The organism is Empedobacter sp. GD03865 (assembly GCF_029840775.1).
Taxonomy (GTDB): domain Bacteria; phylum Bacteroidota; class Bacteroidia; order Flavobacteriales; family Weeksellaceae; genus Empedobacter; species Empedobacter falsenii_B.
Genome location: NZ_JAOCDF010000009.1, coordinates 72,508 through 85,625 on the forward strand (window position 1 = coordinate 72,508; position 13,118 = coordinate 85,625).

10 protein-coding genes and 1 pseudogene are annotated in these 13,118 nt (G+C 32.4%); 5 read left to right on the forward strand and 6 right to left on the reverse strand.

What is annotated here, in order from left to right:
- Window positions 1-48: 48 nt before the first annotated feature.
- Window positions 49-465, reverse strand: coding sequence for a nucleoside-diphosphate kinase (locus N5D46_RS05440; RefSeq protein WP_038330990.1), 417 nt, complete (start codon window positions 463-465; stop codon window positions 49-51).
- 174 nt (window positions 466-639) lie between these two features.
- Between N5D46_RS05440 and N5D46_RS05445 the strand changes: the two genes are divergently transcribed.
- Window positions 640-1,167, forward strand: coding sequence for a hypothetical protein (locus N5D46_RS05445; protein ID WP_280049390.1), 528 nt, complete (start codon window positions 640-642; stop codon window positions 1,165-1,167).
- Between the two features lie 15 nt (window positions 1,168-1,182).
- Here N5D46_RS05445 and N5D46_RS05450 read toward each other — a convergent pair whose 3' ends face one another.
- From N5D46_RS05450 to alaS, 3 genes and pseudogenes are all read right to left on the reverse strand, one after another.
- Window positions 1,183-1,602: a DUF805 domain-containing protein gene (locus N5D46_RS05450; protein WP_180905777.1), complete on the reverse strand. Its 420-nt coding sequence runs from the start codon at window positions 1,600-1,602 to the stop codon at window positions 1,183-1,185.
- A gap of 56 nt (window positions 1,603-1,658) precedes the next feature.
- Window positions 1,659-2,570 (reverse strand): annotated as a pseudogene (locus N5D46_RS05455) (EamA family transporter).
- Between the two features lie 100 nt (window positions 2,571-2,670).
- Window positions 2,671-5,280 (reverse strand): alanine--tRNA ligase, encoded by a 2,610-nt coding sequence (alaS, locus tag N5D46_RS05460; protein WP_280049392.1) that lies wholly within the window; start codon window positions 5,278-5,280, stop codon window positions 2,671-2,673.
- Between the two features lie 99 nt (window positions 5,281-5,379).
- Here alaS and N5D46_RS05465 point away from each other — a divergent pair, with 99 nt between their 5' ends.
- Window positions 5,380-6,330, forward strand: coding sequence for a M23 family metallopeptidase (locus N5D46_RS05465; protein ID WP_280049394.1), 951 nt, complete (start codon window positions 5,380-5,382; stop codon window positions 6,328-6,330).
- 9 nt (window positions 6,331-6,339) lie between these two features.
- The gene (locus tag N5D46_RS05470; RefSeq protein ID WP_038331000.1) at window positions 6,340-6,708 is read left to right on the forward strand and encodes a MerR family transcriptional regulator; all 369 of its coding nucleotides are present in this window, start codon (window positions 6,340-6,342) and stop codon (window positions 6,706-6,708) included.
- Window positions 6,709-6,723: 15 nt separating this feature from the next.
- On the opposite strand, the gene N5D46_RS05475 is transcribed toward N5D46_RS05470, so the two are convergent.
- Together N5D46_RS05475 and N5D46_RS05480 are read right to left on the reverse strand one after the other, a co-directional pair.
- Window positions 6,724-7,227 carry a hypothetical protein gene (locus N5D46_RS05475; protein ID WP_038331001.1) on the reverse strand — a complete coding sequence of 168 codons (504 nt, stop codon included), beginning with the start codon at window positions 7,225-7,227 and terminating at the stop codon, window positions 6,724-6,726.
- Window positions 7,228-7,497: 270 nt separating this feature from the next.
- Complete coding sequence (locus tag N5D46_RS05480; RefSeq protein WP_115001941.1) at window positions 7,498-8,022, reverse strand: NADPH-dependent FMN reductase; 525 nt, start codon at window positions 8,020-8,022, stop codon at window positions 7,498-7,500.
- 102 nt (window positions 8,023-8,124) lie between these two features.
- Here N5D46_RS05480 and dnaE point away from each other — a divergent pair, with 102 nt between their 5' ends.
- The gene (gene dnaE / locus N5D46_RS05485; protein WP_114998805.1) at window positions 8,125-12,525 is read left to right on the forward strand and encodes a DNA polymerase III subunit alpha; all 4,401 of its coding nucleotides are present in this window, start codon (window positions 8,125-8,127) and stop codon (window positions 12,523-12,525) included.
- 110 nt (window positions 12,526-12,635) lie between these two features.
- Entirely contained in the window at window positions 12,636-12,953 is a 318-nt protein-coding gene (gene trxA, locus N5D46_RS05490; RefSeq protein WP_038331009.1) for a thioredoxin, read from the forward strand.
- Window positions 12,954-13,118 lie beyond the last annotated feature (165 nt).

A 13,118-nucleotide genomic window follows, 5' to 3' on the forward strand; every position in this document is an offset into this window, starting at 1 on the left:
CCGAATATTTTCAGAAGGATTTGTATAATGTTTTGTAATCTTATTCGATTAGAAAATTTCTTTCGCAGCAAAGTGGAAAGCAGCTTCAATAGCAGCATTTTCGTCAGAATCAGAACCGTGAACAGCGTTAGCATCGATAGATTCAGCATATTTAGCACGGATTGTACCTTCTGCAGCCTCAGCTGGGTTAGTAGCACCGATTAAAGTACGGAAATCAGCAACTGCGTTGTCTTTTTCTAAAACTGCAGCAACGATTGGTCCAGAAGTCATGAATTCTACTAAATCCTTGAAGAAAGGACGCTCTGCGTGGATAGCGTAAAATGCTTCAGCATCTTGTTTTGCTAATTGAGTCATTTTAGCCGCTTTAATTTTGAAACCAGCGTCAGTAATGTCTTTTAAAATATCTCCGATGTGTCCTTTTGCAACTGCATCAGGCTTAATCATTGTAAATGTAATGTTTGCCATTTTATTGAATTGTATTTATTACTTATTTTTTGAGGTGCAAAATTACAAAAATGATTCGAATGTTTTTGTTTTATAATTAAAATTTCTTATTTTAATAAAAATAGTTAATTGTTATTCATTTAAGATTGTTTCAATTCGATAATATTTCTTATTTTTAAGAGAAATCTAAAACTTATGAATACAAATGATCTTTCCACATTTCATCATAAAACAAAACTCAAAAAGGTTGGTGATAAATATTTTCTACCTTTCGAAATTTGGAATTATTTAGATTTTGGGCTGATGTTTGCACTTGTTTTATTCTTTATTTATGCATCAAGTGAAATGAATATTGTTTTTATTTCAATGATTTTAATTTTTGGAATCCGAATAATAACGACAATTAATGATAGATTTTTTGTAGAAATTAAAACATCAAAATCGTTAAGTGAGAATATTAATTTAATCAAAGAATTAGCTCAGCGACAACTTAATTTTACCGAATCGTTGGATGAAGAAGGTTTGTTTCTTTTTGAATATTCGGAACGAAATATTTTTTATAAATACAATTACCGAAGAAGAGATTATATCGAAACAGTTGTGATTTATTGTGAAGACAATTCGATTTGGGTGAACTCTTTTAATCAACGTTATTTAGGAATTTTTAGACGATATAATCTAAAACAATGGATAAAATTGATCCAATTAAAAAGCGAGAATTAATCTCGCTTTTTAATTTTAATATCTTTCGATTAAATCGTTTCCTATTTCGTTGATAGAATCATCAGTTTCTTTTGGGTTTGGTCCCCATTGATTAGAACCTGGTTGACTATCCATAATAAAAAATATTAATAAAATAAGATTTCCTCCAGGTATAAAAGTTAATAAATAGAACCATCCACTTTTTCCTGTGTCATGCAATCTTCTACTTATTAAAGCTAATCTTGGTATAAGAGTTATAAAAAAAAATAAAACTATTATTCCTCCAATAGTATATGAAACTATGTCTGATATATTTATAAATTTAAATAAACAAATGAAAGATATTATAAAAAATATAGTATTAATTAAAGTTGTATACCAAAATTCGCTTCTGCGGGCTCTTCCCGAGAAATTGGCGTAATTGTCAAACATTACTCGTTTGTATATTTCAATCATAGATTAAGTTGTTAAATTATGTTAAAAATATTAAAATAAATTTTATTACGTAACTCTTAATCTGCTTTTAAACGTTTAGTTTTGAACATTTCTGGCTTATAATTAATAATAAAAACACCAAGAATAATTAGAATAGTAGCGACGATAAACTTTGATGAAATTTGTTCGTCTAATATTAACCAACCCAAAATTATTGCAATAATCGTATTGAAATAAGAAAGAATAGAAACTTGTATTGGAGAAATTTTGGTCAACGCATAATGAAATGAAAAAAACGTAATCACAGAACCAAAAACAGCTAAATAAAGCATGGCAGAAATACTTTTTGTACTCCAATTTTCGAAATTATAATTTTTTGTAAAAGCGAAAGCAAAAATAATTTAAACAATTCCAGCAAATATAAATTGGTAAAAAAGATTGAGAGAAATATTTTTGGATTGAATATTCATTTTTTTAATGAAAATAGTTCCTGTTGCCCAACCTGTAATTGCACAAAAAAGTAAAATAATTCCAGTTCTATATGCTAGATTTGCTAATTCTTGATTTCCCTACCAAAAAATAAATATTCCACCCCCAAAATAAAGTAAAACACCTAATAATCCACGCTAACTGAATTTTTGTAAGCCAATAAAAATACTTCTTAGAAAAACGAGAATAGGTGAGGTTGCGCTAATTAATGCAGCTAAACTACTCGATAAATTTTCTTCTGCAACAGTAGTTAAACCATTTGCAGCGATTAACATCAAACTTGAAAATATAAGTTGATAAGACAAATTTTTCTAGACAATCCATTTTAATTCTTTTTTTGAGAGTAAAATAATTAGCATAATAATTCCTGCCAAAAATTGACGAATTCCTGCTACAAACCAGCCTGGAATGGTTTCTACTGCTACACGAATTCCGAGAAAAGTTGTTCCTCAAACAATTGCAACGATGCTTACGGCAATCAATAATTTGATGACTTTCAAGATTAAAAAAGTTAAAAGTGTTAAATCTAAATAGAATTATAAAAATAAAAAAAGCGACTTGATAAACCAAGTCGCTTTTAAATATTATGATCGAGATTTGTTATTTAACAAAATCTTCTGCTTGTTTAAGTGCAGCATCTAATCCAGAAACCTCTTTACCACCTGCAGTAGCTAAGAAAGCTTGTCCACCTCCGCCACCGTTGATGTGCTTAGCGATTTCTTTTACAATATGTCCTGCGTTATAACCTTTTTCATCTACAAGATTTTTCGCGATAGAAATTGTAATCGATGGTTTTAACGCATCATTCGTACCAACAACGATAAATGCATTTTCGATTTCTTTTGTTAAATCAATTGCATTTTGTTTCGCTGCATTTGTATCTAAATTCGTTTTAACCGCTAAGAAATTAACACCGTTAATCTCTTTAACAGCAGCTTTCCAAGTTGTTTTTTCAGCAGCAGCTTGTTGTGCAACAAAAGATTCTAATTGCTTTCTCAATTCAGCATTTTCATCTAATAAATGTTGAACAGCTTTTACCGCATCATTTTTCGTTTTAAGTGCAGCTAAAACATCATTGTAGTTTTTCTCAGCATCTTTGTATGCTTCGATCGCTTTATTTGATGTAATTGCTTCGATACGACGAATACCAGCAGCCGTTGAAGATTCAGATAAAATTCTGAACAGACGAATATCCGCTGTGTTTTTTACGTGTGTACCACCACATAATTCGATTGAAGATCCAAAACGAATAACACGAACTTTATCACCATATTTCTCACCAAATAAAGCCATTGCACCTTCAGAGATAGCTTCGTTGATGTCACAATCTCTTTTTTCGATTAATGGTAAAGCTTCCGCAATTTTATCATTTACTTTTTGCTCAACAATTGCCAATTCTTCATCTGTCATTTTAGAGAAATGAGAAAAGTCAAAACGCAAATAATCATCTCCCACATAAGAACCTTTTTGTTCTACGTGCGTTCCTAAAACTTCGCGTAAAGCTTCATGCATTAAATGTGTTGCAGAGTGATTTTTCGTTGTCTCGTTGCGTTTTTCTTTATCAACTTTCGCATTGAATGTAGCGTTTACATTTTCTGGTAAAGTTTCAACAAAATGAATCACTAAGTTGTTTTCTTTTTTCGTGTCAACAACTTCAATTGTTTCATTTAAAGTAGAAATAAATCCTGTATCACCAATTTGTCCTCCAGATTCTGCATAGAATGGTGTTTGGTTGAATACTAATTGGAAAAATTCTCCTTTTTTATTTTTTACTTTTCTGTAACGTGTAATTTTTACTTCAGCTTCTGTGTTATCATAAGCGATAGAGGTTTCCTTTCCTTTATCATCTAAAATAACCCAGTCATCCGTTACTAAAGCAGTTGCTTTTTTCGAACGTTCTTTTTGTTTCGCCATTTCAGCTTCAAAACCAGCTTCGTCAATTGTGAAACCGTGATCTTCTGCTACAATACGAGATAAATCTGCGGGGAAACCAAATGTGTCATATAATTCGAAAACCACATCACCAGGAACAACTTTAGAATCTCCTAATTGCTCAATGATTTGATTTAATCGATTTAATCCTTGTTCAATTGTACGTAAGAAAGATGCTTCTTCTTCGCGAATAACGCCAGTTACAATTGTTTCTTGTTTCACTAATTCTGGGAAGAAATCACCCATTTCAGCTTTCAAGATTGGATATAATTTATAGATAAAAGGTTCTTTAAGACCTAAGAAACGATATCCGTAAGAAATTGCACGACGTAAAATACGACGAATTACATATCCTGCTCCTGTGTTTGATGGTAATTGTCCGTCTGCAATTGCAAAAGAAACTGCACGTAAATGGTCAACTACAACACGAATAGCGATATCTGTTTTTTCTGCTGTTCCGTATTTTACACCAGAAATTTCTTCTAATTTTTGAATTGTTGGTTGAAAAACATCTGTATCATAGTTAGATGATTTTCCTTGTAAAACCATTGCCAAACGCTCAAATCCCATACCTGTATCGATATGGCGAGCCGGTAAAGATTCTAAAGAACCATCCGCTTTACGTTGATATTGCATAAATACCAAGTTCCAAATTTCGATAACTTGTGGATAATCCATATTAACCAATGTTTTACCATCAACAGCTAAACGATCAGCTTCTGGACGAATATCAACATGAATTTCAGAACATGGTCCACATGGTCCGATATCACCCATTTCCCAGAAATTATCTTTTTTATTTCCGTAAAGAATTCTATCTTCAGCAATATGTTGTTTCCAAAGTTCTAATGCTTCTTCATCTAATGATGTTCCGTCACCTTTATCACCTTCAAAAACGGTTACATAAATTTGATCTTTAGAGATTCCGTATTTTTCTGTTAGTAATTCCCACGCCCAAGCGATTGCTTCTTTTTTGAAATAATCACCAAAAGACCAGTTTCCTAACATTTCGAACATCGTGTGGTGGTAAGTATCTTTTCCTACATCATCCAAATCATTATGTTTACCAGAAACACGAAGACATTTTTGTGTATCCGCGATACGATTACTTTTTGGAGTTCCGTTTCCTAAAAAATATTCTTTGAATTGTGCCATCCCCGAATTATTGAACATTAATGTCGGATCGTCTTTCAAAACAATCGGCGCAGAGTCTACTATTAAGTGGCCTTTTGTTTCGAAAAAATGCAGAAATTCTTTTCTTATATCTTTGGATTTCATCTAATTAAATTATTTTTATCATTTGATTAACAAGTTTACTCGTACAATATTCGTTACTTTGCAAACGTTTTACAAAGATAATAAAAGGTTGGTTAAGTAATGGAAAATAAAAACTATAAGTATAATTCTGTGAAATTTTTGATGAGTTGGGCGAAGAAAAGAGTCCAAAAAACTCCTAAAACAGCATTATACATATTACTATTTTTATGTCTATCGACAATATCTGCTGGAATGATTGGATATCATTTTAATGATTCTGAATACGCATCAAGAGCAGGAAAATTCAAAGACGACAAAAGCAAATTATTGGCTGAGTTGGAAAGAATGGAAAATGAAAATCAGCAATTACATAAAAAATTCAAAGAAGTTGAAGAAGCTTTGACAGAAATCGAAGAAAAAGATCGTAATATTTATCGTACAATTTATGATATGCGTGTCAATGAAAATATCGATTCTGTAAACAAAGAAATTGATAATTATACAGCAGAAGATATCGAAAAATTGATTGATAAAATTGAAATTGAATCAAAATCGTTGGACGAAGTATTTCGTTCGGCTGGTGTTAAAGATGCCAATTTATCATCAATGCCAGTACTAAAACCTGTTGCAGATAAATATGTAAGTAGATTAGCTTCTGGTTATGGATCTCGTTTTCACCCAATTTTGAAAGTGAATAAAATGCACAAAGGTTTAGATTTTGCAGCTTCTACAGGAACACCAATTTATGCAACTGGAGATGGTTCTGTAAAAGTTTCTGAATTTAATTCGGGTTACGGAAATATGGTGGTCTTGAAACACGGAAATGGTTACGAAAGTTTGTATGCTCACATGTCTCGTGCGAAAGTTCGTAGTGGACAAAAAGTGAAAAGAGGCGATGTAATTGGTTATGTTGGGACGACTGGATTGTCGACAGGAGCGCATTTGCATTACGAAATTCACAAGAATGGAGAACCTGTAGATCCAATTATGTATTTCTACAATGATGTAGATCCAGACGATTTCATTAAAATTTATCAAAACTCTAAAAAATTGTCATTATCTTTGGATTAAACGCTGATAATGAACGTAGACCTGCCTGATAAACTATATTACTCGATTGGCGAAGTCGCCAAAGCCTTTGATGTAAATGCATCGTTGATTCGATTTTGGGAGAAAGAATTTGAAATTATTCAACCCAAAAAGAACAAAAAAGGAAATCGATTATTTACCAAAAATGATATTGATTGTTTCAAGAATATCTATTATTTGGTAAAAATAAAAGGCTATACGTTAGAAGGTGCAAAACAAGCGATTGGTAAAAAAGGAATTGCGACAACAACAGATGAAATAGATGTTGTGAAGCGATTAGAAAATATAAAAGATGAACTCATCAAACTTAAAATGAGTTTTGAGTCGGAAGAAATTTTAGAAAAAGATGAACTGAATTAAGTTCATCTTTTTTGGTTATAAAACTTTTGTTTCAATAAATTTAAAGCCAATTGCAAGTATAAAACTTATAATGATTAGAATCCAGTTTGGTTTTAGTTTAGTTTTTAATTCAAATAGTTTCGAAAAAATTTCAATCACTCTTTCTTTGTCAATAATTAAGATAACAAAGACTAAAACTTGATAAAAAATAGAAGAATTTAGCGCAACAATTTCATAGAAATAATCTTGTAGAATAATATTGATTAAAATTGTAGTTAATAACAAGCATGCAAAAATTCTTGTCCTTCTAAAAAGTAATGTGATTGCACCAATCACTTCAAAAATTCCGATGATTATTGGATACCCTTTGGTAAAACTATAAAAATTCCACATCAATCGATGACCTTCAGAAAGATGATTATTAATGCTGTTATCCATATTTGTGAATTGAGTAGGTTTTACAATTCCATACACAAACATTGATATTGAAACCGTAAATATTGCTGACCAATAAAGTATATAGATTAGTTTTTGTTTCATTTATTTTTTAAAATTATTTAGAATAATCATTACAATTTTTATAATTAATACAATAATAGTGATTGGAAGTAAGAAGAGTAAAATGGAGTATAAACTCCAAAAATCATTTAAAATTTTAAAATATTGTAAAAAAAATAAGCTAATCAAGTAAAGCCAGAATAAAAAAACTAAAATGAGAAGGTTATTTATTTTGAATATTTTTCGTTCAACGAAATAAAAAGTCAAAATAATCAAAAGTGGTATTGCAATAGTATAAACGTAAAACATATTTTAGGTTAATAGTTGGTTATAAGCTACGATGAACTCTTCCAATTGTTGTAAAGTTACTTTATCAATAATTTTTCCTTCCGAATTTACTTTTCCTTTAACACCTTGAATGAGTAAAGTTGTTTCATTATTGAAGTTTGTCATCAACGTTTTCATTATCAATTGCAATTCTTCATGTCCTTTTTCTCCATTTGCAGACGCAGTGATAATTCCTAAAGGTTTTCCATCAAAAATGGTTGTAGAAACGCACCATTCTAATACATTTTTTAATCCACTCGGAATACTAAAAATATATTCGGGCGTACAAATAATTATTCCATCAGCTTTTTCTATTTCAGTTCTAAAACCAAGTATTTCTTGCGGCGTATTTTCGATAGAACGTTCTGGATCAAAATGAGGAAGAGTTTTTAATTCATCAAAAACAGTACATTTGAAATATTGAGATGTAGAAGAAATAAAATTTTCTATGATTTTTTGATTAGATGAATTTTCGCTTGTGCTTCCATTAATGATGAAAATATTTTTCATTTTCGTTGATTTGAACATCTAAAATAGATAATTATTCTTAACTTATCTTAAGAAAATCTTCTGCTAAGATTTCGTAAATTTACAGATTCAAACGAAAACTCAATGTACTTAATATACGATACAGAGACAACTGGTCTTCCGAAAGATTGGAATGCGCCGATTTCTGACTCCGACAACTGGCCGCGTTGTATACAAATCGCTTGGCAATTGCACGATGAAATGGGGCAAATTATTGAACATCAAGATTATTTGGTGCGTCCAGATGGTTTTGATATTCCGTATGATTCTGAACGTATTCACGGAATTTCAACTGATTTAGCAACCGAAAAAGGTGTTCCATTAAAAGAAGTTTTAGATAAATTCAACGAAGCTTTAGGTAAAGCTAAATTTATTGTTGGACAAAATTTAGGTTTCGATATTAACATTATGGGAGCCGAATTTTATCGTCTGAATTATGAAAATAATTTAGCCGAAAAACCTGTTTTGGATACCTGTACCGAGGTGACTGCTGAGTTATTGAAACTTCCTGGAGGTCGTGGAGGTCGTTACAAATTACCAACGTTAACGGAATTGCATCAATATCTTTTTGGTGTTTCGTTTGGCGAAGCGCATAACGCAACTGCCGATGTGGAGGCAACTACGCGTTGTTTTTTCGAGTTGATTCGTAAAGGTATTTTTACAAAAAACGAGTTAGAAGTTGAAGATGAATATTTTGTTCGATTTAATGCAATTAATGAAACAAATATTCAGCCAGTTGGACTAAATCACGTAAATCTTAAAAAAGCTTCACAAGAAATTGCGAAAATTAAAGCCAAAGAAGATGGAGGAGATGAGGTTATTGATATTTCGGAAGAAGTTTTAGCACAATTCGAGAAAGCAAAATTTGCACATTTACATAATCACACACAATTTTCAATTCTTCAATCGACTATTTCTGTAAACGATTTGGTGAGTGCTGCGGCAAAAAATAAAATGACTGCAGTTGCAATTACCGATCATGGAAATATGATGGGAGCTTTTCATTTTAATGCAGAAGTACAAAATCATAATAAAGCTGCAAAAGTAAAGAATGAAGAGTTAATTGCTGACGGAGCAGAACCAACGGAAGTTATCTTAAAACCTATTATTGGTTCCGAATTCTTTGTTTGTGAAAATCATTTAGACAAAACAAAAAAGGATAATGGCTATCAAATTGTAATTTTTGCAAAGAACAAAAATGGTTATCATCATTTAGCAAAAATGGCATCGAAGGCTTATACTGATGGGTTTTACTACGTGCCTCGAATTGATAAAGCGATTATTGAAGAATATAAAGAAGATTTAATTGTTTTGTCTGGAAACTTACAAGGTGAAGTTCCAAACAAAATTTTGAATCTTGGTGAAAAGCAAGCCGAAGAAGCTTTACTTTGGTGGAAAGAGCAGTTTGGTGATGATTTTTACATCGAATTGATGCGCCACGGACAAGAAGATGAAGATCGTGTTAATCAGACTTTGCTTGCGTTTGCGCGTAAACACAATGTAAAAGTTGTTGCGACAAATAATACGTATTATATCAATCAAGACGATTCGAATGCACACGATATTTTGTTGTGTGTGCGCGATGCAGAAAAACAATCAACGCCAATTGGTCGTGGTCGTGGATTCCGTTTTGGTTTGCCAAATCAAGAATATTATTTTAAGTCGGAAGCAGAAATGAAACAATTGTTTCAAGACATTCCCGAAGCAATTATTAATATTCAAGAAATTGTTGATAAAATAGAAGAATACACGCTTTATCGAGATGTATTACTTCCAAAATTTGATATTCCCGAAGAATTTCATCACGCAGAAGATGATGAAGATGGAGGGAAAAGAGGTGAGAATGCTTATTTAAAACATTTAACCTACGAAGGTGCAAAAATTCGTTATCCAGAATTGACAGACGAAATTAAAGAACGTTTGGATTTCGAATTAGCCACAATTGAAAAAACAGGTTATCCTGGTTATTTCTTGATTGTACAAGATTTTATTGCTGCGGCGCGTAAAATGGGCGTATCGGTTGGTCCAGGTCGTGGTTCGGCGGCAGGATCAGCAGTTGCTTATTGTTTATGGATTACCAATTTAGATCCAATTCAGTACGATTTACTTTTTGAGCGATTCCTAAATCCTGATCGTGTATCTATGCCCGATATCGATATCGACTTTGATGACGAAGGTCGATCGTTGGTAATGGATTATGTGATTGATAAATATGGAGCAAATCAAGTAGCGCAAATCATCACTTATGGTACAATGGCGGCGAAATCTTCGATTAAAGATACGGCGCGTGTATTGGATTTACCATTGTTTGATGCGAACCGTGTTGCAGGTTTGATTCCGAATATGAAGTTATCTAAAATCTTCAATTTAGATGAAGCTGCATTAAAAGGAGCCTTAAAACCAGAAGAGTTTGATGCTGTAAGCGAATTAAAACGTTTATCGAATGGAGACGATTTAGCTGCGGAAACTATTCAGCAAGCAAAAATCTTAGAAGGTTCTGTTCGTAACACGGGAATTCACGCGTGTGGGGTAATTATTACGCCAGATGATATCACGAATTTCGTACCTGTAACAACAGCTAAAGATTCAGATTTATATGTAACGCAGTTTGATAACTCGGTTGCAGAAAGTGCCGGATTATTGAAGATGGACTTTTTGGGGTTGAAAACCTTAACCTTGATTAAAGATACCATCAAATTAGTAAAAGCGAGAACAGGAATCGAAATCAATCCGGATGAAATTCCGATTGACGACGAAAAAACATATGAGCTTTTCCAGCGTGGCGAAACGGTTGGGGTTTTCCAATACGAATCCCCCGGAATGCAAAAATACATGAAGGATTTACGTCCGACAGTTTTCGCGGATTTAATTGCCATGAATGCCCTTTATCGTCCTGGGCCTATCGAATATATTCCGTCGTTTGTTCGCCGTAAAAATGGTGAAGAACCAATTCAGTACGATTTGGATGCGATGGAAGAATATTTATCAGAAACCTACGGAATTACGGTTTATCAGGAGCAAGTAATGTTGCTTTCGCAAAAATTAGCAGGTTTCTCGAAAGGTGATGCCGACGTTTTGCGTAAAGCAATGGGGAAAAAGCAAAAAGCTGTCTTGGATAAAATGAAACCAAAATTTGTTGCGCAAGCTTCAGAAAAAGGGCATGATCCTAAGATTTTAGAAAAAGTTTGGACAGACTGGGAAGCCTTTGCATCCTATGCCTTCAATAAATCGCACTCGACGTGTTATGCATGGGTAGCGTATCAAACAGCTTATCTGAAAGCACATTATCCAGCAGAATATATGGCGGCTGTTCTTTCAAATAATATGAATGATATCAAGCAAGTGACCTTCTTTATGGAAGAGTGTAAGCGAATGGGATTGGCGGTTCTTGGTCCAGATATCAATGAATCGATTACGAAGTTTAACGTAAACGAAAATTATGAAATTCGTTTTGGAATGGGCGCTGTAAAAGGTGTTGGGCAAGCCGCAGTAAACTCGATAATTTCTGAACGTGAAGCAAATGGTCCGTTCAAAGATATATACGACTTTGTTAAACGTGTCGAATTGAGAACAGTGAACAAAAAAACAATCGAAAACTTAGTTTTAGCTGGAGGTTTTGATTCGTTTGAATTTCATCGTGGACGTTATTTTTTTATCGATAATACAACGACGAATCTGGAAAAATTAATCAAATATGGAGGAAATTATCAGGAGCAAAAAAACTCTTCTCAAACTTCTTTATTTGGTGATTTTGGAGGAGATTCTGTTGTAGAAGATGTGGTTCCGATGTTGCCAGATTGTGAGAAATGGAATATGTTACAACGTTTGTCGAAAGAGAAAGAAGTTGTTGGAATTTATATTTCTTCGCATCCTTTGGATGATTTCAAACATGAGTTGAAAATGGCTTCAAATTGTAGTATTTCTGATATCAATGCGAATGAAGATAATTTTGTCAACAAAGAAGTTTCAATTTGTGGAATGATGTCAAATATTCAACATAGAATTGCCAAAAATGGAAACGAATTTGGTATTTTTACGTTTAGTGATTACACCGATTCGATGGATATCATGGTTTTTGGTAGCGATTATATGAAATATAGACACTTTATGCAGGAAAATATGTTCTTGAATTTGAAATTGAATATCTCGAAAAAAGAATTCAAAGACAAAGAAGGAAATGTAACGCAAGGACGCGTGTATAAAAACATCACAAATATTTTGTTGTTGAATGAAATTGTGGAAAAGCAAGCCGAAAAAATGACGGTGAAGATTGAAGTTCCAGAATTTTCGGAAGAAACATTTAGCAAATTATCAGATATTATGTTCAAATATCAAGGAGATAAATTATTAAAAATTCAATTAATTGATCCAAAAGATTATTTGAATAATTTAGATTTACCAGCAAGTAAAATCAAAATTAACATTTGTCGAGATTTGTTGAAAGAATTAGATGAATTGCAGGAAATTACATTCAAACTGAATTAATTATTCGTTTCATCTATTCAATAATTGATAGATAATATGAACGAAATTTTTCAAGAATAAAATTTTATGTAGATTTGTAAACTTAAGATTAGATAAAAAAATATAAGATTATGGCATTAGAAGTAACAGACGCATCATTTGCATCAGATATTATAGAGTCAGGAAAACCAGCAATGGTTGATTTTTGGGCTGTTTGGTGTGGTCCTTGTAGAATGGTTGGTCCAGTTGTGGAAGAGCTTGCTACAGAATATCAAGGAAAAGCAGTTATTGGTAAAGTTGATGTAGACACAAACCAAGAAGTTGCAGCAAAATATGGAATTCGCAACATTCCTACAATTTTATTCTTCAAAGACGGAGAAGTAGTAGACAAAGTTGTTGGAGTTGTTCCAAAAGAGCAATTAGTAGAAAAATTAAACGCGATTTTATAATAAATTAAATCGTTGATTTTGAAATAAAAGAATCTCGGATGCAAAATTTCCGAGATTTTTTTTGAAAAAAGTTTAGGTTTTATCAGAAAACCGCCTATATTTGCAATCCGAAATCGATACAGATTTTGATCCGGTAGTTCAGTTGGTTAGAATACTTGCCTGTCA

Coding starts and splice junctions, on each gene's coding strand:
- N5D46_RS05445 (WP_280049390.1), top strand. CDS start 640: ATGAATACAAATGATCTTTCCACATTTCATCATAAAACAAAACTCAAA.
- trxA (WP_038331009.1), top strand. CDS start 12,636: ATGGCATTAGAAGTAACAGACGCATCATTTGCATCAGATATTATAGAG.
- alaS (WP_280049392.1), bottom strand. CDS start 5,280: ATGAAATCCAAAGATATAAGAAAAGAATTTCTGCATTTTTTCGAAACA.
- N5D46_RS05475 (WP_038331001.1), bottom strand. CDS start 7,227: ATGAAACAAAAACTAATCTATATACTTTATTGGTCAGCAATATTTACG.
- dnaE (WP_114998805.1), top strand. CDS start 8,125: ATGTACTTAATATACGATACAGAGACAACTGGTCTTCCGAAAGATTGG.
- N5D46_RS05440 (WP_038330990.1), bottom strand. CDS start 465: ATGGCAAACATTACATTTACAATGATTAAGCCTGATGCAGTTGCAAAA.
- N5D46_RS05450 (WP_180905777.1), bottom strand. CDS start 1,602: ATGATTGAAATATACAAACGAGTAATGTTTGACAATTACGCCAATTTC.
- N5D46_RS05465 (WP_280049394.1), top strand. CDS start 5,380: ATGGAAAATAAAAACTATAAGTATAATTCTGTGAAATTTTTGATGAGT.
- N5D46_RS05470 (WP_038331000.1), top strand. CDS start 6,340: ATGAACGTAGACCTGCCTGATAAACTATATTACTCGATTGGCGAAGTC.
- N5D46_RS05480 (WP_115001941.1), bottom strand. CDS start 8,022: ATGAAAAATATTTTCATCATTAATGGAAGCACAAGCGAAAATTCATCT.